The organism is Streptomyces sp. SYP-A7185 (assembly GCF_046103685.1).
GTDB lineage: Bacteria > Actinomycetota > Actinomycetes > Streptomycetales > Streptomycetaceae > Streptomyces.
This window is the reverse complement of the sequence record NZ_CP122310.1, coordinates 1221879-1242572: the sequence shown is the minus strand read 5'-3', so window position 1 is coordinate 1242572 and position 20694 is coordinate 1221879. Positions and strand designations below refer to the sequence as shown.

The 20694-nt window shown below is 71.7% G+C and carries 15 protein-coding genes; 7 read left to right on the top strand and 8 right to left on the bottom strand.

Features of this window, described 5'->3' with window-relative positions; all coding sequences use genetic code 11:
* Positions 1 to 17 precede the first annotated feature (17 nt).
* The 8 genes from QBL25_RS05230 to QBL25_RS05195 all read right to left on the bottom strand — a co-directional run bounded on the left by QBL25_RS05230 (position 18) and on the right by QBL25_RS05195 (position 12487).
* Positions 18 to 1181 carry an ABC transporter ATP-binding protein gene (locus QBL25_RS05230; RefSeq protein WP_409055793.1) on the bottom strand — a complete coding sequence of 388 codons (1164 nt, stop codon included), beginning with the start codon at positions 1179 to 1181 and terminating at the stop codon, positions 18 to 20.
* 4 nt (positions 1182 to 1185) lie between these two features.
* A complete protein-coding gene (locus tag QBL25_RS05225) occupies positions 1186 to 1857 on the bottom strand; it encodes a lactate utilization protein C (RefSeq protein WP_409055792.1) in 672 nt (223 codons plus the stop codon).
* Positions 1854 to 3431 carry a lactate utilization protein B gene (locus tag QBL25_RS05220; RefSeq protein ID WP_409055791.1) on the bottom strand — a complete coding sequence of 526 codons (1578 nt, stop codon included), beginning with the start codon at positions 3429 to 3431 and terminating at the stop codon, positions 1854 to 1856. Before QBL25_RS05220 ends, QBL25_RS05225 begins: the two co-directional genes overlap by 4 nt.
* On the bottom strand, positions 3428 to 4189 hold the full coding sequence (locus tag QBL25_RS05215) for a (Fe-S)-binding protein (RefSeq protein WP_409062554.1): 762 nt from the start codon (positions 4187 to 4189) through the stop codon (positions 3428 to 3430). The genes QBL25_RS05220 and QBL25_RS05215 overlap by 4 nt, the downstream gene beginning before the upstream one ends.
* A gap of 83 nt (positions 4190 to 4272) precedes the next feature.
* Positions 4273 to 5802 (bottom strand): rhamnulokinase, encoded by a 1530-nt coding sequence (locus QBL25_RS05210; protein WP_409055790.1) that lies wholly within the window; start codon positions 5800 to 5802, stop codon positions 4273 to 4275.
* Between the two features lie 239 nt (positions 5803 to 6041).
* Positions 6042 to 8081: a bifunctional aldolase/short-chain dehydrogenase gene (locus QBL25_RS05205; protein ID WP_409062553.1), complete on the bottom strand. Its 2040-nt coding sequence runs from the start codon at positions 8079 to 8081 to the stop codon at positions 6042 to 6044.
* 5 nt (positions 8082 to 8086) lie between these two features.
* Positions 8087 to 9256: an L-rhamnose isomerase gene (rhaI, locus tag QBL25_RS05200; protein ID WP_409055789.1), complete on the bottom strand. Its 1170-nt coding sequence runs from the start codon at positions 9254 to 9256 to the stop codon at positions 8087 to 8089.
* Between the two features lie 33 nt (positions 9257 to 9289).
* On the bottom strand, positions 9290 to 12487 hold the full coding sequence (locus QBL25_RS05195) for an alpha-L-rhamnosidase (RefSeq protein ID WP_409055788.1): 3198 nt from the start codon (positions 12485 to 12487) through the stop codon (positions 9290 to 9292).
* A gap of 287 nt (positions 12488 to 12774) precedes the next feature.
* Between QBL25_RS05195 and QBL25_RS05190 the strand changes: the two genes are divergently transcribed.
* The 7 genes from QBL25_RS05190 to QBL25_RS05160 all read left to right on the top strand — a co-directional run bounded on the left by QBL25_RS05190 (position 12775) and on the right by QBL25_RS05160 (position 20675).
* Positions 12775 to 14271 carry a sugar ABC transporter ATP-binding protein gene (locus tag QBL25_RS05190; RefSeq protein WP_409055787.1) on the top strand — a complete coding sequence of 499 codons (1497 nt, stop codon included), beginning with the start codon at positions 12775 to 12777 and terminating at the stop codon, positions 14269 to 14271.
* A complete protein-coding gene (locus tag QBL25_RS05185; protein ID WP_409055786.1) occupies positions 14268 to 15308 on the top strand; it encodes an ABC transporter permease in 1041 nt (346 codons plus the stop codon). The genes QBL25_RS05190 and QBL25_RS05185 overlap by 4 nt, the downstream gene beginning before the upstream one ends.
* A complete protein-coding gene (locus tag QBL25_RS05180) occupies positions 15301 to 16302 on the top strand; it encodes an ABC transporter permease (RefSeq protein ID WP_409055785.1) in 1002 nt (333 codons plus the stop codon). Before QBL25_RS05185 ends, QBL25_RS05180 begins: the two co-directional genes overlap by 8 nt.
* A gap of 38 nt (positions 16303 to 16340) precedes the next feature.
* Positions 16341 to 17432: a rhamnose ABC transporter substrate-binding protein gene (gene rhaS / locus QBL25_RS05175; RefSeq protein ID WP_409055784.1), complete on the top strand. Its 1092-nt coding sequence runs from the start codon at positions 16341 to 16343 to the stop codon at positions 17430 to 17432.
* Between the two features lie 57 nt (positions 17433 to 17489).
* Positions 17490 to 18506, top strand: coding sequence for a LacI family DNA-binding transcriptional regulator (locus QBL25_RS05170; protein ID WP_409055783.1), 1017 nt, complete (start codon positions 17490 to 17492; stop codon positions 18504 to 18506).
* Positions 18507 to 18574: 68 nt separating this feature from the next.
* The gene (locus QBL25_RS05165; RefSeq protein WP_409055782.1) at positions 18575 to 19882 is read left to right on the top strand and encodes an alpha/beta fold hydrolase; all 1308 of its coding nucleotides are present in this window, start codon (positions 18575 to 18577) and stop codon (positions 19880 to 19882) included.
* 40 nt (positions 19883 to 19922) lie between these two features.
* Positions 19923 to 20675, top strand: coding sequence for a PIG-L deacetylase family protein (locus tag QBL25_RS05160; RefSeq protein ID WP_409055781.1), 753 nt, complete (start codon positions 19923 to 19925; stop codon positions 20673 to 20675).
* Positions 20676 to 20694: the final 19 nt, after the last annotated feature.

Here is a 20694-nt window from a genome sequence, read left to right as displayed (position 1 = left end):
GCCCCCGCCGCGTGCGCTCAGGCGTCGGCCACCGAGTCGAACTCCACCTGGTCCCGGGCCACGCCCTGCGCGTCCGCGTCCACCGAGCGGCGCAGGGCCTCGTGCAGTTTCGCCGGGGTCAGCACGCCCAGGAAGCGGGCCCCGTCCAGGACGGCGACCCAGCCCGCGTCGTGCTGGAGCATCACGCCGAACGCCTGCTTGAGGGGGGCGCCCACCGGCACCCACGCCTTCATGCGGTGGGCCAGATCGCCGACCCTGCCGCCTTCCCCGGCCAGCGCCACCTCGTCGATGCCCACCCAGCCGTGCAGATCGCCGTCCGTGTCCAGGACGACGGCCCAGCGGGCGTCCTGCTCGCGCAGCCGGGCCGCGGCCTGCGCGGCGGACTCGTCGAGCCGTGCCACCACCGGCTGCTCCAGGTCGTCCGCCAGGATCTCGGTCACCGACAGACGCTTCAGACCCCGGTCGGCGCCCACGAACCCGGCGACGTACGGCGTCGCCGGGGTGCCGAGCACCGCCCCGGGAGTGTCGTACTGCTCGATGCGCCCCTGCCCGTACACCGCGATCCGGTCGCCGAGCCTGACCGCTTCCTCGATGTCGTGGGTGACCAGGAGGACCGTCTTGCGGACCGTCGCCTGCATGCGCAGGAACTCGTCCTGCAACTGCTCGCGCACCACCGGGTCGACCGCCCCGAACGGCTCGTCCATGAGCAGTACGGGCGGATCGGCCGCCAGGGCACGGGCCACGCCCACGCGCTGGCGCTGCCCGCCGGACAGCTGCTCGGGGTAGCGCGAGCCGTACGTCGTGGGATCGAGGCCCACCAGGTCGAGCAGCTCGGCCGCCCGCGCCCGTGCCTTCGCCTTCTTCCAGCCGACCAGCGCGGGCACGGTCGCCGTGTTGTCGAGGATCGTCCGGTGCGGGAAGAGCCCCACCTGCTGGATGACATAGCCGATCCGGCGGCGCAGGCGCACCGGGTCGACGTCCGCGATGTTCTCGCCGTTCACGAAGATGCGGCCCGCGGTCGGCTCGATGAGGCGGTTCACCATCATCATCGTGGTCGTCTTGCCGCACCCGGACGGTCCCACGAGCGTGACCAGCTCCCCCTGGGCGACCTCGAAGGACAGATCGTCCACGGCCATCGTGCCGTCCGGGTAGCGCTTGCTGACCTGTTCGAACCGGATCATGCACTCACGCTAACCGCGGCTCTTGCACTCCGCTCACCAGCACCACCTCCAGGGTGCGCGGGCCGTGCACGCCCTCCACCCGGTCCAGTTCGATGTCGCTGGTGGCGGACGGTCCCGAGATCCAGGTCAGCGGGCGCGCCGGATCGAGCCGTTCGAGTGCCCGCGGCACCGAGGAGACCACCTGGTCCGGGACGCGCACGACGCAGATGTGATGGTCGGGGACGAGCGTGATGCGCCGGCGGCCCTGGTCGGGGCCGCCGTCCAGGACGATCGTGCCGGTCTCGGCGACGGCGACCGCGCAGCCGGTGACCACGCCGTCGACCTCGTCGAGCTCGCGCGGGGTGCTCGCGGCCCGGTCCTCGACGCGGGTCGCGCCGGAGGCCTCCAGCCAGTGCGGGGGCAGGCCCGGCGGCACGAGCACGGTCCGCGCGCCGCGTGCCGCGAGCAGGCGGGCCAGCAGACCCGGCAGCTCCTCGTCCGCGCAGCGGTGCACCAGCGCGCGGTAGTCGGCGAGGTTCTCCGCGAGCAGGTCGACGGTCTGCCCGGTGGTGCGGTCGCCGTGCTCGCGGCGGTAGTCGCGGGGCACCGCCCGGTCGTAGGCGTACGTCTCCCGGTCGTCCGGGACGTCGGCCAGCGCCCGCCGGACACGGCCCAGGATCTGCTCCCTGCTGCTCACTGCCCGCCACCCCTCTGCGTCTTCTGTGGCCCCTGGGCCTGCTGTGTCTTCTGTGCCTTCTGCGTCTCTGGAGTCGGCTGAGGCTTCTGCGGGGGCTTCGGGTCGTGTGCCCGGCCGCCGTTCGTCCGCCGCCACCAGTCGCGGAACGGCTCCGCGGGCACCTGGGGGAGATCCCGCGTGCCGCTCCAGGCCCGCCCCGGCCCGGGGAGCGTGCGGGGATGGAGGCGCCGGGTCGCGGACGCGAGGCGCTGCCCGGCCCTCAGCGCTCCCGGTCGGCCGAACGCCCAGCCCGCCGCACGCATCGCCGCCCGCTCCGCGGCGTGCCCCTTCGCGGGCCGCAGCGTCGCCTTCGTGCCGTGTCGTGTCACTTCGCCGCCCTGGACCACGCGCTCGCGCAGGTGGACGAGGACCTCGGGGATGTCGATGGCCACCGGGCACACCTCGTAGCACGCGCCGCACAGGGACGACGCGTAGGGCAGGGAGGCGTCGATCTCGCTCTGGGTGCCGCGCAGTTGGGGGCTGAGGATCGCGCCGATGGGGCCGGGGTAGACCGAGCCGTACGCGTGGCCTCCGGCCCGTTCGTACACCGGGCAGACGTTCAGGCAGGCCGAGCAGCGGATGCAGCGCAGGGCCTGGCGGCCCACCTCGTCGGCGAGCGTGTCGCTGCGGCCGTTGTCCAGGAGCACGAGGTGGAAGGTGCGCGGCCCGTCCTGTTCGGAGGTGCCGGTCCACATCGAGGTGTACGGGTTCATCCGCTCGGCCGTCGAGGAGCGGGGGAGCGTCTGGAGGAAGACCTCCAGGTCCTGCCAGGTCGGCACGGTCTTCTCGATGCCGACCACCGAGATCAGCGTCTCGGGGAGCGTCAGGCACATGCGGCCGTTGCCCTCCGACTCGACCACGACCAGGGTGCCCGTCTCGGCGACCATGAAGTTCGCCCCGGAGACGCCGACCTTGGCGCGCAGGAACTTCTCCCGGAGATGGAGCCGGGCGGCCTCGGCGAGTTCGGCGGGGGTGTCGGTGAGTCCCTCCGGGGCGGGCCGGCCCCACTCGCTCATCTCGCGCGCGAAGATCTCGCGGATCTCGCCGCGGTTGCGGTGGATGGCCGGGACGAGGATGTGCGAGGGGCGGTCCTTGCCCAACTGCACGATGAGCTCGGCCAGGTCGGTCTCGTACGCGCGGATGCCCTCGGCCTCCAGCGCTTCGTTCAGACCGATTTCCTGGGTGGCCATCGACTTGACCTTGACCACCTCGGTCTCGCCGGTGTCCTTGACCAGCGCGGTCACGATGCGGTTCGCCTCGTCGGCGTCCGCGGCCCAGTGCACGGTGCCGCCCGCCGCCGTGACCGACTCCTCCAACCGGACCAGGTGGCGGTCGAGATGGCGCAGCGTCTCGTCCTTGATGCGCTTGCCCGCCTCGCGGAGCTGGGCCCAGTCGTCCAGCTCGGCGACGGCCCGGGCCCGTTTGTCGCGGATGGTGTGTGTCGCGTGCCGCAGATTGGCGCGCAGGGTCTGGTTCCCCACGGCCTCGCGGGCCGCCGTGGGGAAGGCGGGCATGCCGACGAACGTGCCGCTCATACGAGGGGCTCCTCTTCCGTGCTCGCGAGGATCTCCGCGATGTGGACCGGGCGCAGCCCGCTCTGGAGGCGGGACAGCGTGCCCCCGATGTGCATCAGACAGGAGTTGTCCGCCGCGCACAGCGTTTCGGCGCCCGTCGACTCGGCGTTGCGGACCTTGTCCGTGCCCATCGCGGACGAGACATCGGAGTTCTTCATGGCGAAGGTGCCGCCGAAACCGCAGCACTCGTCGGCGCCCGGGAGATCGATCAGCTCCAGACCCTTGACCGACCGGAGCAGGCGCGTGGGACGGTCACCCAGGCCCAGGCTGCGCAGGCCGTGGCAGGTCGGGTGGTAGGTCACCGTGTGCGGGTAGTACGCCCCGACGTCCGTCACCCCGAGGACGTCCACCAGGAACTCGGTGAGTTCGTACGTCTTGGGCACCACGGGTGCCAGCGTCGTCGCCAGGCCGTCGCCGCGGCCCTCGGCACGGGCCCGCTCTCCCATACGGGGGTACAGCTCGCGGACCATCGCGCCGCACGAACCGGACGGCGTCACGATCGCGTCGTACTCCTCCGAGCCGAAGACATCGGAGAAATGACGCGCCAGAGGCTCTGCCTGGTGGCGGTACCCCGTGTTGTAGTGCGCCTGCCCGCAGCAGGTCTGCGCCATCGGGAAGTCGACCTCAACTCCGAGCCTGGTCAGCAGTTTCACCACCGCGCGGCCCGTGTCGGGATAGAGCGTGTCGTTGACACAGGTCAGGAACAGGGCGACACGCATCGCGGGTTCCTCCTCGTCGATCATCGGATGGATGCAGCGTATGCGCTCTGCGCGCTGAGCGGGAGTCATGCCACCGGGACACGTCATGCCGCCGATACGCGTCGGGCCGCCGCGTCCCACGCCGCCCGCTGCGTCGGGTCCGTCGTCGGCTCGTAGCGCGTCAGGTGCTGGGTGCGGGCCAGCAGGGCGCGCATCTCGTGCCGGTCCCGCAGGAGGCCGTGCGCCCTCGCCTGTACGAGGACGTTGCCCAGCGCGGCCGCTTCCGCGGGTCCCGCGACCACGGGCAGCCCGCAGGCGTCCGCGGTCAGTTGGCACAGGAGCGCGTTGCGGGCGCCGCCGCCGACTATGTGGACCACCTCCACGGCGCGGTCCGCGAGGCGTCGGGCGTCCTCGATGGCCCGGCGGTGGGCCAGGGCCAGAGAGTCGAGGATGCAGCGCGTGGTCTCCGCGGGCGTGCGAGGGGCCGGCTGGCCGGTGGAGGCACAGGCCCGGGCTATGCGGCGCGGCATGTCGCCGGGAGGAAGGAAGGCGGGGTCCGCCGCGTCGACCAGGGAGCGGAGGGCGGGGACGCGGGACGCCTCGCGCAGGAGGCCCTCCAGGGTGGCGGCGCCGCCCGGGGAGCCCGGTCCCTGGCCGGATCCCGTGCCGGTCTCCCAGGTGCGCAGACACTCCTGGAGCAGCCACAGGCCCATGATGTTGCGCAGGTAGCGGATCGTGCCGTCGATGCCCAGCTCATTGGTGAAGTTGGCTTCGCGGCTCTCCTCCGTGCGGACGGGGGCGGTCAGTTCCAGGCCGGCCAGGGACCAGGTGCCCGTGCAGATGTAGGCGAAGTCGTCGCTCGTCGCGGGAACCGCGGCCACGGCCGACGCGGTGTCGTGCGAGGCGACGGTCGTCACGGGGAGCGGCGAGGTCAGACCGGTGGCGTCGAGGACGTGGGGGAGCAGGTGGCCCGCCGGCTCGCCCGGGCGCCGCAGCGGTGGGAACAGCCCCAGGTCGATGCCCAGGCGCGTCGCCGTCTCCTGCGACCAGGTGCCCGTGGCGGGGTCCATCAGCTGGGTGGTGGAGGCGTTGGTCAGCTCTGTGCCGCGTTCGCCCGTCAGCCAGTACGTGAGGAGGTCGGGGACGAGCAGGAGGTGCCGGGCGGCGGAGAGTTGGGCCGTGCGCCGGGCCGCGATCAGTTGGTACAGGGTGTTGAAGGGGGCGTACTGGATGCCGGTGGTGGCGTACAGCTCGGTGGGCGGCACCTTCGTCCACGCCGCGGCGGCCACGCCCTCCGTACGGGTGTCCCTGTAGTGCACCGGGTTCCCGAGGAGCGCGCCGTCCGCGTCCAGGAGGCCGTAGTCGACGGCCCAGCCGTCGATGCCGACGGACGTGAGGGGAGCGGTGGCGCCGGCGGCGCGCAGGCCGTCGAGGATGCCGGCGTACAGGGACAGGATGTCCCAGTGCAGGGTGCCTGCGACGCGGACGGGGCGGTTGGGGAACCGGTGGGTCTGGTGGAGGGTGAGGGTGTCGGGGCCTGCCTTTCCCACCATGACGCGTCCGCTGGAGGCGCCGAGATCGATCGCCGCGAAGTGGTGTTCCGCGGAGCGGGGCTTGGGGGTGGCGAGGTGCATGGTGGCTCGCAGGGGTTGGTGGACGGGTGCGGGTGTGCGTGTGGGGGCGTGTGCGGGTGCCGGTGTGAGTGCGCGGGTGGGGTGTGGACGCGGCGCGTCGGGCTGTCGGCCCCCGCCCGTCCGCCCATTCGCCCGTCCGCCCTCCGCCCAGCGCTGCGGAACTGCGGGACTGCGGGGCGGACGGGTGAAGGGCGGGGAAACCCGCTCGTCGCGGGGGCCATGCGCGCCGGAGGAGGCCGTTACCTGAGGAACGCTGCCGCGACGCCCGCGTCCACGGGTATGTGCAGGCCCGTCGTGTGGGTCAGGTCGCCCGCCGTCAGGGCGAAGACCGCGTTGGCCACGTGCTCGGGCAGCACCTCGCGCTTGAGGAGGGTCCGCTGGGCGTAGAACGCGCCGAGGTTCTCCTCCTCGATGCCGTACGTCGCCGCGCGCTGCGCTCCCCAGCCGCCCGCGAAGATTCCCGAGCCGCGGACCACGCCGTCCGGGTTGATGCCGTTGACCCGTATGCCGTGCTCGCCCAGCTCGGCCGCCAGCAGGCGGACCTGGTGGGCCTGGTCCGCCTTGGTGGCGGAGTACGCGATGTTGTTCGGGCCCGCGAACACCGCGTTCTTGGAGGTGATGTAGATGATGTCGCCGCCGAGCCCTTGGTCCCGCATGACGCGGGCCGCCTCGCGGGAGACGAGGAACGAGCCGCGGGCCATGATGTCGTGTTGCAGGTCCCAGTCCCGTGCCGTCGTGTCGAGGAGGGGCTTGGAGACGGAGATGCCCGCGTTGTTCACCACCAGGTCCACGCCGCCGAAGGCGAGGGCCGTGGCGGCGAAGGCGCTCGTGATCTGTTCCTCGGAGGTGACGTCCATGGGGATGGCCACGGCCTTGTCCGGGCCGCCCAGCTCCTGTGCCACGGCCGCCGCGTTCTCGGCGTTCAGGTCGGCCACCGCCACGCACGCGCCCTCCGCCACCAGGCGGTGCGCGATCGCCTTGCCGATGCCGCTGCCCGCGCCGGTCACCAGGGCGATGCGGGTGGCCAGCGGCTTGGGGCGCGGCAGGCGCCGGAGCTTTGCCTCCTCCAGAGGCCAGTACTCGATGCGGAACTTCTCCGACTCGTCGATCGGGGCGTAGCTGGAGACGGCCTCGGCGCCGCGCATGACGTTGATCGCGTTCACGTAGAACTCGCCGGCCACGCGGGCCGTCTGCTTGTCCTTGCCGAACGAGAACATCCCTACGCCCGGGACGAGGACGATGGCCGGGTCGGCGCCGCGCATCGCGGGGGAGGCCGGGTCGGCGTGGCGGGCGTAATAGGACCCGTACTCCTCGCGGTAGGCGGCGTGCAGCTCCTTGAGGCGGGTGATCGCCTCCGGCAGGGGAGTGGTGGGCGGCAGGTCCAGGACCAGCGGCCTGATCTTCGTGCGGAGGAAGTGGTCCGGGCAGGACGTGCCCAGGGCCGCCAGACGCGGGTGCTGTGTGGCGGCCAGGAAGTCGAGGACGGTGTCCGTGTCGGTGAAGTGGCCGACCTGGGGCCGGTCCCGCGAGGCCAGGGAGCGGATGTGCGGGGCCAGTTCGGCAGCTCGCCGGTGGCGTTCGGCGGTGGGCAGTGGGGCGTAGCCCGCGAGTGGGGGGCCGAAGGGGGCGGGCTTTCCGCGTGCGGCGAGGAAGGCCTCCGCCGTGCGGATGATGTGCAGCGAGTTGCGTTCGCACTCCTCGGCCGTGGCGCCCCAGGCGGTGATGCCGTGACCGCCCAGGACGCAGCCGATGGCGTCGGGGTGGGCCGCCTGTACCGCGGCGATGTCCAGGCCGAGCTGGAAGCCGGGGCGGCGCCAGGGCACCCAGGCCACCGTGGGGCCGAAGCACTCGGCCGTCAGCTTCTCGCCGTCGGCCGCGCAGGCCAGGGCGATACCCGAGTCCGGGTGGAGGTGGTCCACGTGCGGGGCGTCCACCAGAGCGTGCATCGCCGTGTCGATGGAGGGGGCGGCGCCGCCCTTGCCGTGCAGGCAGTAGTCGAAGGCGCCGACCATGTCGTCCTCGTGCTCCGGTCCCGCATACACCTCTTTCAGCGCGTGAAGGCGGTCAAGGCGCAGGACCGCGAGGCCTTCCTCGGTGAGGGTGCCCAGGTCGCCGCCCGAGCCCTTGACCCACATCAGGTCCGTGTCCGCGCCGGTGACCGGGTCGGGGGCCGTGCCCTTCGCCGAGGCGTTGCCGCCGGCGTAGTTCGTGTTGCGCGGGTCGGCGCCCAAGCGGTGGGCGCGGTCGAGGAGTTCCTTGATCCGTGCGTGCTGTGTCATGCCGCTCATGCCCCCCATCCGGCCTGCTCGCCGCCCACGCGGTCCTTGACGATCTGCTCCTGCCAGCCTGACTCCCGATAGGCCCTCATGGGATCAGGGTCGAGCCCCGAGTCCTCCCTGACTTCTGCCAGTAGGGGGCGGACGTCCGTGTTGAAGGCGTCCATCAAGGCCGCGTTGGCGGTCAGCACGTCGCCGGTCCGCTGGGCCTGTGCCAGCGCGTCCGCGTCGACGAGTAGGGCTTTGGCCGTGGCCTCCTGCACGTTCATCACCGAGCGGATGATCGCGGGGATCTTCGCCTCGATGTTGTGGCACTGGTCGAGCATGAACGCGATGCCGGAGGTCAGGCCGCCGCCGCGGACGACCTCGTACATGATCCGGAAGAGCTGGAAGGGGTCGGCGGCGCCCGCCATGAGGTCGTCGTCGGCGTAGAAGCGCGAGTTGAAGTCGAAGCCGCCCAGGCGGCCCTCGCGCAGGAGCGTGGCGACGATGAACTCGATGTTGGTGCCGGGCGCGTGGTGGCCGGTGTCGACGACGACCTGCGCCTTGGGCCCGAGCTTGAGGCAGTGCGCGTAGGCCGTGCCCCAGTCCGGGATGTCCGTCGCGTAGAAGGCGGGCTCGAAGAGCTTGTACTCGATCAGCATGCGCTGGTCGTCGCCGAGACGGTCGTAGACGGTCCGCAGGGCTTGCGAGAGGCGGCCCTGGCGGTCGGCCAGGTCGTCCTGGCCGGGGTAGTTGGTGCCGTCGGAGAACCACAGCTTCAGGTCCCGCGAACCCGTCGCGTCCATGATGTCCACGCACTCCAGCAGGTGGTCGAGCGCCTTGCGCCGCACCGCCGGGTCGGGGTTGGTGACCGAGCCGAGCTTGTAGTCGTCGTCCTGGAAGACGTTGGCGTTGATCGCGCCGAGCGTCACGCCGCGCGCGGCGGCGTACCGCGCGAGCGCCCCGTAGTCGTCGACCTTGTCCCAGGGGATGTGCAAGGCCACCTTGGGCGCCACGCCGGTGTGGGCGTGCACCCGGGCGGCGTCGTCCAGCTTCTCCCGGGTCGTGCGCGGGACACCTGGCTGCGCGAAGACCTTGAAGCGGGTACCGGAGTTGCCGTACGCCCAGGAAGGGGTCTCCAGGGCCTGGGTGGTGAGTGCCGCTTTCACGGCGTCCTTGCTGGTTCCGGCGGTCATCGCGCAGCCTTCCGAAAGAGCGGTCGTGGTGGGTCAGTTGGAGAACCGGTGCGTGCCGGAGCCGGCGGCGAAGACGGCGCAGCCGTCCTCCATCCGCAGGAACTCCGTCGCCCCGTGGGTCACTTGCGTGCGCTTGGCGGCGGGGATCCACACCTCCGCCGTGGTGTTGGCCGGCAGGGTGAGGGTGAGACGGAACCCTTCGGCGTCCGCCTTCCAGTGGGTGGTGACCGGGCCGTACCGCGCGTCGAAGGTGCCCTGTGCCTCGGTCACGCCGCCGCCGGGGCGCGGACGGACGGTGATCTTGCGGAAGCCCGGGGCGGCCGGTGCGATGCCCGCGATGTTGGCGTACATCCACTCGCCCACCGAGCCGTAGGCGTAGTGGTTGAAGGAGTTCATGCCCGCGTCCTGGAAGCTGCCGTCCGGTTTGATCGAGTCCCAGCGCTCCCACATCGTGGTGGCGCCCTTGTCGATCTGGTAGCCCCAGCTGGGGAAGGACCGCTGGACGAGGAGGCGGTAGGCGACGTCCGTGTGGCCGGTGGAGGTCAGGACGGGCAGCAGCCGGGGTGTGCCCAGGAAGCCCGTCGACAGGTGCCATTCCTTGGACTTGATGAGCTCCACGAGGCGGGCGGCGGCCGGTGCGCGGTGGTCGTCGGCGAGCAGGTCCATGGACAGGGCCAGGACGTACGCGGTCTGCGTGTCGCCCTTCACCCGCCCCTCGCCGCTCACGTACGCGGCGCGGAAGGCGTCACGGACGCTGCCGAAGAGCTTCCTGTACGGGGCCGGGTCCTTGCCCAGGGCTTCGGCGGTGCGGGCGACGAGGTCGGCGCTGTGGGCGAAGTAGGCGGTGCCGATGACGTCCTTGGGGGTCTCGTCCTGGATGTTGAGCCAGTCCCCGTACCCCTCGGCGGGACGCAGATATCCCGAGCTGTGCTTCTCCAGGTAGTCGAGCCATTTCAGCATCGAGGACCAGGACTGCTCCAGGACGCGCTGGTCGCCGTACGCCTGGTACAGCGCCCAGGGCACGGTCACTCCGGCGTCGCCCCAGCCGGCCACGCCCTTGCCGACCGTGCCGACGAAGGGCGCCACGTCGGTGAAGGCGCCGTCGTCTGCCTGTCCGTCGCGCAGGTCGTCGAGCCATTTGGTGAGGAAGCGCGCCGATTCCATCGTGTAGGCGGCGGTCGGCGCGAAGACGTTGATGTCGCCGGTCCAGCCGAGCCGCTCGTCGCGGGCGGGGGTGTCGGTGGGGACGGAGAGGAAGTTGCCGCGCTGCCCCCAGGTGATGTTGCTGTGGAGCTGGTTGAGCAGGGGGAGGTTCGTCTTGAAGTCCATCGTGAAGGGCGCCGACGTGTGGAGCACGCGGCCCTTCACGGCGTCGAGGGGCGGCTTGCCCGGGTAGCCCGTCACCTCCACGTACCGGAAGCCGTGGAAGGTGAAGCGCGGCTCGTAGGTCTCCTTGCCGCCGCCCTTGAGCGTGTAGGTGTCGGTGGCGCGGGCGGACCGCAGGTTGGTGGTGTAGACGGTGCCGTCGGGGTTGAGGACCTCCGCGTGGCGCAGTTGGACCTTCGTGCCGGCCTTCCCGGAGACGGTGAGGCGGACGGCCCCGACCATGTTCTGACCGAGGTCGAAGACGAACACGCCGGGCTTGGGCTCGCTCACCTCGCGGGCGGAGATCTCGCTCTCCACGCGCGTGTGCCCGTCGATCTGGGCCACGACGGCGGCCTTGACCTGGTCGACGGCGTCGGCGGCGATCCAGCGCGAGTCGTCGTACCCGGCACGGGTCCAGCCCGTGGTCTCCAGGCGGGCGTCGTAGTCCTCGCCCGACAGGAGGTCGGCGGCGGTGACCGGGCCCGTGGCGGCGCGCCAGTCGGTGGAGGACAGCACGCGGTCGGTGGAGCCGTCGGTGTAGGTGATCTCCAACTGGCCGAGGAACGCCGGCCGGTCGCCGTACTGGTGCGGGCCGAACATGCCGACGTTGCCCGCGTACCAGCCGACGGCCACGGTCACGCCAAGCGCGTTGGCGCCGGACTTGAGCTGCTTGGTCACGTCGTACGTCTGGTACTGGACGCGCTTGTCGTAGTCGGTCCAGCCGGGTGCCAGCCGGTCGTCGCCGACGCGTTCGCCGTTCAGCCAGGCGTCGTAGAGGCCGAGGGCCGTGGAGTACAGCCGGGCCCGGGCGACGGTCTTGCCCGGGCGCAGGCGGAACTCGTGGCGCAGCTGGGCGGCGGGGCAGTGGTTGACGGCGACCTTGCCCCAGGGGCCCGACCCCCAGGCGGCGAGGGCCTTGGCTTCCTTCCAGGAGCCGTCGTCGTACTCCACCGACCGCCAGTCGCCCGCGGGCTCCTGGTCGGTGGTCCGCCAGCTGCCGTCGGTTTTGACGGTGCGTACGCCGTCGGCGGTCGTCAGTTCGAGCAGGCCGAGCAGGCCGGCGGGTCCGGTCGTGGCGTTGGTGGCGGAGACGGCGATGACCGCGGTGCCGGAGCGCAGCTGGTCGGTCACGTCGACGACCACGGGGCGGCGCCAGTTGTCGGCCGCGCTGTCCGCTTCGGTGTGCGCCACCCACGTGCCGTTCACGTACGCGGTGAAGCCGTCGTCGGCCGTGATGACGAGCCGCGCGCGGGTGATTCCTTCGGGGACGTCGACGCGGCCGCGGAACCACCGGGTGGCGGCGGGCGCGCTGGTGGCGGGGTCGCCCTCGGGGAACCAGATCCACGAGGCGCCGTCCGGGGCGGGCGCGCCGACGAGCGAGGCGGGGGCGCCGATCCACCGCGCGGTCCAGTCCTTCGCGGCGGAGAGTCCGGTCTCCCACCAGGAGGCCTCACTCCACTGCGAGGCCTTGCCGGCGCCGTCCCAGACGCGCACGGACCAGTGGTAGCGCGTACGGGACGTGAGTTCGGGGCCCGCGTAGGGGACCAGGACGGAGTCGCCGGAGGCGACCTTGCCGCTGTCCCAGACGTCGGGCTCGGTGAGGCGGCCGGGGGAGGTGGCCACGCGTATCTGGTAGGCGCTCTGGGTCTGGCCTTCCTCGGTGGACGCCAGGGGCCAACTCAGCCTCGGGCGCGGCACGTCGAGACCGAGCGGATGTCTCACGTACTCCACGGTCGGTCTGGTCACGCGGAGGGCCCGGCTCCCCGCGGTGGGGGCGGCCTGGGCCGCGGGGACGGCCCCGGCGGCCATCGCCGTGCCCAGGGCGGCCGTGGCGGTGGTGCTGAGCAGGCGTCTTCTGCTGATCACAACTCGACTCCGTAACGACTCGACGATGAATCGTTTCACGAGAGGCGAAGCTAGGGAGCGCGCTGCCCGATGTCAAGAGCCCTTGAGCGCAGGGGCCTTGGCCCGGCAAGTCGCGACAGGAATTTCAAGTCACGCCCATTGACGCGGCAGTTGGCGCGGGTTTAGCTTCCCTGAAAATTGATTGAAACCTTTCACCCCGGGTGTCCGGCGGGTGACTCCCGATGACGCCCTCCCTTGATTCCCGCGGCCAGCAGCCGCATGCCCTTCGTGACCGATCGGTGCTACCTATGAGAGAGCCCCCCGTCCTTGCCGTGCAGGGCCTGAGCAAGTCCTTCGGGGCCGTGCGCGCCCTGCACGACGTCTCCCTGGAGCTGTACGCCGGTGAGGCGCACGCCCTCGCGGGCGAGAACGGCGCAGGGAAATCCACCCTCATCAAGACCCTCGCCGGGGTCCACCGGCCGGACGCGGGAGCGCTGTCGCTCGACGGGTCCCCGGTCGTCTTCAACGGCCCCAAGGACGCCAGGGACGCGGGCGTCGCCGTCATCTACCAGGAGCCGACGCTCTTTCCCGACCTCTCCGTCGCGGAGAACATCTTCATGGGGCGCCAGCCCCGCCGCTCGCTGGGCCGCGTCGACCACAAGGCCGTGCACGCCGCCGCCCAGGCGCTCTTCGAGCGCCTGGGCGTGGACCTCGACCCCGAGCAGCCCGCACGCGGCCTGTCCATCGCCGACCAGCAGATCGTCGAGATCGCCAAGGCGCTGTCCTTCGACGCCCGGGTCCTGATCATGGACGAGCCGACCGCGGCCCTCACCGGCAGCGAGGTGGCCCGCCTCTTCGGCGTCGTCCGCACCCTGCGCGAACAGGGCGCCGCCGTGCTGTTCATCTCGCACCGCCTGGAGGAGATCTTCGAGCTGTGCCAGCGCGTCACCACCCTGCGGGACGGCGGCCTGATCGCGAGCGAGCCGCTCGAAGGTCTGACCGAGGACGAGCTCGTGCGCCGCATGGTGGGCCGCGACCTCGACGAGCTCTACCCCAAGCAGGACACCCGGGTGGGCGAGATCGCGCTGAGCGTGCGCCGCCTGACCCGCGAGGGTGTCTTCACCGACGTCTCCTTCGACGTGCGGCGCGGCGAGATCGTCGGCCTCGCCGGGCTCGTGGGAGCCGGGCGCAGCGAGGTCGCGCGGGCCGTGTTCGGCGTGGACCGGTGGGACGCCGGCACGGTCGAGGTGCAGGGCAAGGCGCTGATCAACGGAGCGCCCAGCACCGCCATGGCGGCCGGACTCGCGCTGGTCCCCGAGGACCGGCGCGCCCAGGGCCTCGTGATGGACATGTCGATCGAGCGCAACATCGGGCTCACCGGCCTGCGCACCACGGTACGAGCGGGCCTCATGGACCGCGGTGCCGAACGCAGCCGCTCGCTCGACTGGGCGGTGCGCCTCCAGGTGAAGTACGCGCGCATCGCCGACGCCGTCGGCACCCTGTCCGGCGGCAACCAGCAGAAGGTCGTCCTCGCCAAGTGGCTGGCCACCCGGCCCCAGGTCCTGATCGTGGACGAGCCCACCCGGGGCATCGACGTCGGCACCAAGGCCGAGGTGCACCGGCTGCTGTCCGAACTCGCCGCGGACGGCGTCGCGGTCCTGATGATCTCCTCCGACCTGCCCGAGATCCTCGGCATGGCCGACCGGGTCCTCGTCATGCACGAAGGGCGGCTCACCGCCGAGATCCCGCGCGCGCGGGCCACCGAGGAGTCCGTGATGGCGGCCGCCACCGGGAGGACGGCATGAGCGTGACCACCCAGACCCCGGCACCCGCCGTGGACCCGGAGAAGGCCGGGGCGACCCGCCTGGTCGACCGCGTGTTCAAGATGCGCGAACTGGCCATCCTGCTGGTCTTCCTGGTGATGATCGGCATCACCCAGGCGGGCAACAGCGAGTTCCTCTCCGAGCAGGGCATCAAGGACCTGCTCCTGAACGCCACCATCCTCGTCCTGGTCGCGACCGGCCAGGCCCTGGTCGTCATCACGCGCAACGTCGACCTGTCGGTCGGCTCGACGCTGGGGATCAGCGCCTTCGCCGCCGGCACCTACCTCCAGGGCGGCGGCGACCCGACGGTCGCGATCCTCCTGGCGGTCGTACTCGGCGTCGGCTGCGGGCTGCTCAACGGGGCGCTGGTCAGCCTCGGCCAGGTGCCCGCGCTCGTCGTGACGCTCGGGACCCTCTACATCATCCGGGGCATCGACTCCATCTGGGTCGGCTCCCGGCAGATCACCGCCTCCGACCTGCCGGACGGCTTCGTCGACTTCGGCTCCGGCGGGATCTCCGCCGTGCCCTACCTGGCGCTGATCGCGCTCGCCGTCCTGGTCGCGGTCGCCTTCTACCTGCGGCACTTCGGCGGCGGACGCGAGCTCTACGCCCTCGGCTCCAACCCCGAGGCCGCCCGGCTCGCCGGCATCCCCGTGCGCAAGCGCATCCTCGCCGCCTACACCGCCTGCGGAGCGCTCGCCGGCCTGGCCGGGGCGCTCTACCTGGCCCGCTTCGGCAACGTCGACTCCGCCACCGGCAACGGCTACGAACTCACCGTCGTCAGCGCCGTCGTGGTCGGCGGCGTCGTCTTCACCGGCGGCTCCGGGAGCGTCTACGGCGCGGCACTCGGCGCACTGCTCCTGACCTCCATCAACAGCGTGCTTCCCGCGCTCGGCGTCAGCTCCGTGTGGGTGCTCGCCATCAACGGCGTCCTGCTCGTCCTGGCCATCGCCGTCGACCGGATCGTCGCCCTGCGCGTCGCCAAGGCCCTGAAGAAAAGGAACGCCCGCCATGGCTGACTCCACCCGGCCCACGCTCACGCGCGCCGTCCGCTGGGACACCGTCGTCGGCGCTCTCCTGGTCGTCCTCCTCCTGATGTCGTTCTCCTACGTCGACGGCTTCGGCAACGCGCTCAACCTCTCCTTCCTCATCGGCAACACGCTGCCCATCGCCCTGATCGCCCTGCCGATGACGCTGCTCGTCGTCTCCGGAGAGATCGATCTGTCGGTGGCCTCGACGGCGGGGCTCTCCGGGGCCGTGATGGGCGCGCTCTGGAACGCGGGCATGGCCATCGAGACGATCATCCCGCTCGTGCTCCTCCTCGGCGTCGTCTGCGGCCTGGTCAACGGCCTCCTGGTGACCCGCCTCGGGCTGCCCTCGCTCGCCGTGACCATCGGCACCATGGCCGCCTACCGGGGCATCGCACAGATCGTCCTCGGGTCGGACGCCGTGACCGACTTCCCCGTGCAGTACCTGGACTTCGCGGCCGGACGCATCGGCGACACCTTCCTGCCGTACGCCTTCCTGCCCTTCCTCGCGCTGCTCGCGATCGCCGTCGTCGTCCTGCACGCCACGCCCTTCGGGCGCTCGCTCTTCGCGATCGGCGCCAACGAGGAGGCGGCGCGCTTCGCCGGCATCCGCGTCAAGCGGCACAAGCTGTGGCTGTTCGTCGCCACGGGTCTCATGGCCTCGCTCACCGGCGTCTTCTGGGCCCTGCACTACGCCAGCGCCCGCTACGACAACGCCACCGGACTCGAACTCTCCGTCGTCGCCGCCGTCCTGCTGGGCGGCATCGACTTCGACGGCGGCAAGGGGACCCTCGGCGGGGCCATCGCCGGAGTCTTCCTGCTCGGCGCCCTCCAGAACGCGATGAGCCTGCTGAACGTCTCCGCGCAGTCCCAGATCGTCGTCACCGGCGTGCTGCTCGTGGTGTCCGTGCTCGGGCCGCGCGTGGCCCGCCAGATCGCCGTCGCCCGGGCGGGCCGCCGTGCCGCGGCCGCTCCCGCCCGCTGACCCCTCGTACCGTCGCACCAGTCCGAAAGGGACCAACGATGCTCTCTGTCCGCCGCTCCGCCCTCACCCGTGCCTGCGTGACCCTGGCAGCCGTCACCTCGCTGGCCCTGACCGCCACCGCCTGCGGAGGCACCACCAAGGAGTCCGCCAAGGACGACGACGCGGGCAAGGCCTCGAACGCCAAGGCCGACCCGAACGCGGCGACCAAGAAGGGGCTCACGGTCGCCTTCCTGCCCAAGCAGGTCAACAACCCCTACTTCACCGTCGCCGACAAGGGCGGCGAGAAGGCGCTCAAGGAGCTCGGATCCTCCTACAAGGAGACCGGCCCCAACAGCGCCACCGACACCAGCGGGCAGGTCTCCTACGTCAACACGCTGACCCAGCAGCAGGTCGACGCCATGGCCGTCTCCGCACAGGACCCCGGCGCCCTGTGCACCGCCCTCAAGCAGGCCATGAAGAACGACATCAAGGTCGTCACCTACGACTCGGACACCAACCCCGGCTGCCGGGACGTCTTCGTGTCGCAGTCCAGCGCCGAGGCGCTCGGCCGCACCCAGGTGGAACTGCTCGGCAAGCAGCTCGGCTACAAGGGCGACATCGCGATCCTGTCCGCCGCCCAGACCGCGACCAACCAGAACACCTGGATCGGCTACATGAAGAAGGAGCTGAAGAAGCCCAAGTACAAGAACATGAAGCTGGTCAAGACGGCCTACGGCAACGACGACGCCCAGCAGTCCTTCCAGCAGACCCAGGGCCTCCTCCAGGAGCACCCGAAGCTGGCCGGGATCATCTCCCCGACCACCGTCGGCATCAAGGCCGCCGCCCAGTACCTCTCCGGATCGAAGTACAAGGGCAAGGTCAGGCTGACGGGCCTGGGCACGCCCAACGACATGCGCCAGTACGTGAAGAACGGCACCGTCGAGGGCTTCGAACTGTGGGACCCGGCCAAGCTCGGCGCCCTCGCCGCGCACACCGCCGTGGCCCTCAAGTCCGGCCAGATCACCGGCAAGAAGGGCGAGACGTTCGAGGCGGGCGACCTCGGCAGCTTCACCATCGGCGACAAGGGAGTCGTCGATCTCGGTGAGCCGACCGTCTTCGACAAGAAGAACATCGACCAGTACAAATTCTGAGGGGATCGCACGCGGCGGCGCACGAGGCGCCGCACGCGCTACGGAACAAGGGGACGCATGGTCGGCATCAAAGACGTGGCCAAGCACGCCGGCGTGTCGGTGGGCACCGTGTCGAACGTGATCAACCGCCCGGACGTCGTCTCCGAGGAGACACGCCACCGGGTGCAGTCCGTGATCGACCGGCTCGGCTACGTCCGCAGCGAGTCCGCCCGGCAGCTGCGCGCGGGGCAGAGCCGCATCATGGCCCTGCTCGTGCTCGACATGGGCAACCCCTTCTTCGTGGACGTCGCGCGCGGCGCCGAGCGTGCCGCGCGCGACGCGGGGCTGCGCGTCATGATGTGCAACAGCGGACAGAGCCCCTCCGAAGAGGCCGAGTACCTGGCGCTCTGCGCCGAACAACGGGTGCGCGGCGTCCTGCTGACCCCGGCGGACGCCACGGGCCGCAACATCGAGGCCTTCCGCAGGCACGCCATCCCGTTCGTCCTGGTCGACCGCGTGGCCGAGGGCGCCACCGAGTGTTCCGTCTCCGTGGACGACGTCCTCGGCGGGGCGCTCGCGGTGCGCCACCTCGTCGACGCCGGACACCGCGGCATCGCGTACGTGAGCGGCCCGCCCGGACTCAACCAGGTCAAGGACCGCAGGCAAGGAGCGCTGCAAGCCCTGGCCGAGGCCGGGCTGCCGGCCTCGGCGCTGCGGGAGCTGCCCACCGAGCGCCTCGACGTGGCCGCCGGGCGCGACGCGGGCGCCCGGGTCCTGGGGCTCGCCCAGCGGCCCACCGCCGTGTTCTGCGCCAACGACCTGCTCGCGCTCGGGGTGCTCCAGGCGATGTACGCGGCCGGGGTGAGCGTGCCCGAGGACATCGCCATCGTCGGCTACGACGACATCGAGTTCGCCGCCGCGGCCGTCGTCCCGCTCACCTCGGTGCGCCAGCCCGCCATCAAGATGGGCGCGATGGCCGCGGAACTGCTCCTGGAGGAGACCGAGTCGGACACCGACCCCGCCGGGCACGAGCACCGGCGCGTGGTGCTCCAGCCGGAGCTCGTGGTGCGGCGCTCCAGCCTGACGCCCCGCTGACCGCGCCCGGGGCGGGTGTGCTGAACTGGGGCGAAGTGTCCCCTTCCGTATGTCGCCCAGGAGTCTCCTTGACCGCCACCGCCTCCTACCGTCAGCCCGGCGTCGTCCTCACCGACCACCGCTTCTCCGTGCCCCTCGACCACGACGATCCGGCGGGAGAGCGGATCGAGCTCTTCGCCCGCGAGGCCGTGGCGAGCGCGCACGCCGACGCGCACCTGCCGTGGCTGGTGTATCTCCAGGGCGGCCCGGGCTTCGGCGCCAACCGTTTCGTGGGCAAGGAGGCGTGGCTGGGCAGGGCCTTGCAGGACTACCGGGTGCTGCTCCTCGACCAGCGCGGAACCGGCAGCTCCACCCCGGCGACGCGCCAGACGCTCCCGCTGCGCGGCGGCCCCCGGGAGCAGGCCGACTACCTCACGCACTTCCGCGCCGACTCCATCGTCCGCGACTGCGAGCTGATCCGGCGCGAGCTGACCGGCGGCGCCCCCTGGACCGTCCTGGGCCAGAGCTTCGGCGGCTTCTGCGCGACCCACTACCTGTCGTCGGCCCCCGAAGGCCTGCACACCGCGATCATCACCGGCGGCCTGCCCGCGCTGGAGGGCCACGCGGACGACGTCTACCGCGCCGCCTACCCGCGCATGGAGCGCAAGAGCGCCGCCCACTACGCCCGCTATCCCCAGGACGTCGAGCGAGCCCGCCGCATCGCCGCCCACCTGGCCGAGCACGAGCCGGTCCTCAACGGCGGCTACCGGCTCACCGTCGAGGCGTTCCAGTCCCTGGGCATGCTGCTCGGCTCGGGCGACGGCAGCCACCGCCTGCACTTCCTGCTCGAAGACGCCTTCGTACGGACCCCGGCGGGACACCAGCTCTCCGACGCGTTCCAAGAAGGCGTACAGGCCGTCCTCTCGCACTGGGGCCACCCGCTCTTCGCCCTCCTCCACGAGAGCATCTACGGCCACGGCGAGCGGCCCACCGACTGGTCGGCGCAGCGGGTGCGCGGTGAGTTCCCGCAGTTCGACCCCGGCAAGGCGCTGGCCGGGGACGCGCCGCTGCTCTTCACCGGCGAAGCGGTCCAGCGCTGGCAGTTCGACTGCGACCCGGCGCTGCGCCCGCTGCGCGAGACCGCGGACATCCTCGCCGCCAGCACCGGCTGGGCGCCCCTGTACGACACGGCCCGCCTCGCCGCGAACGAGGTGCCGGCCGCCGCCGCGATCTACCACGACGACCTGTACGTCGACACCGGCCACTCGCTGCGCACCGCCCGCTCCATCCGCGGCCTGCGGACCTGGGTCACCGACGAGTACGAGCACGACGGCCTGCGGGTGGGCTCCCCGCGCGTCCTCGACCGGCTCCTCGCCCTCGCCCGGGGGGAGGTCTGAGGCCCTCGGTGCGCGGGCCCCGCGCGGCTAGGCTGCGGGCATGACAGAGCCGTTGAACGAGAACGACCAGCTCACGCCCATGCCGGAGGACTGGCAGCGGGCCCTGGCCGTCGTCGCCCACCCCGACGACCTGGAGTACGGCTGCTCGGCCGCGATCGCCGGCTGGACGGACGGCGGACGCGAGGTCGCCTATCTGCTGGCCAGCCGGGGTGAGGCGGGCATCGACACCCTCGACCCCGCCATCTGCGCCCCGCTGCGCGAGCGCGAGCAGCGGGCGAGCGCGGCCGTCGTGGGGGTGTCGACCGTGGAGTTCCTCGACCACAAGGACGGCGTGATCGAGTACGGGACGGCGCTGCGCCGCGACATCGCCGCCGCGGTCCGCAGGCACCGGCCCGAACTCGTGATCACCCTCAACCACCGCGACACCTGGGGCGGCGTCGCCTGGAACACCCCCGACCACGTCGCCGTCGGCCGCGCCACCCTCGACGCCGTCGCGGACGCGGGCAACCGCTGGATCTTCCCCGAGCTGATCGAGGAGGACGCCCTGGAGCCCTGGGACGGGGTGCGCTGGGTGGCCGTCGCCGGATCCTCCTCGCCCACGCACGCGGCGGACGCGACGGCCGGCCTCGAACGCTCGGTGCGCTCGCTCCTCGAACACCGCACCTACATCGAGGTGCTGACCCAGGAGGACCCCGAGAAGTACTGCCGTGAGTTCCTCACCGGCACCGCGCAACGCGTGGCACCGCGCTTCGGCGGAAAGCCCGCGGTGTCCTTCGAGGTCTTCAGCCGCTGAGCCCGCGCCCCTATGCTGA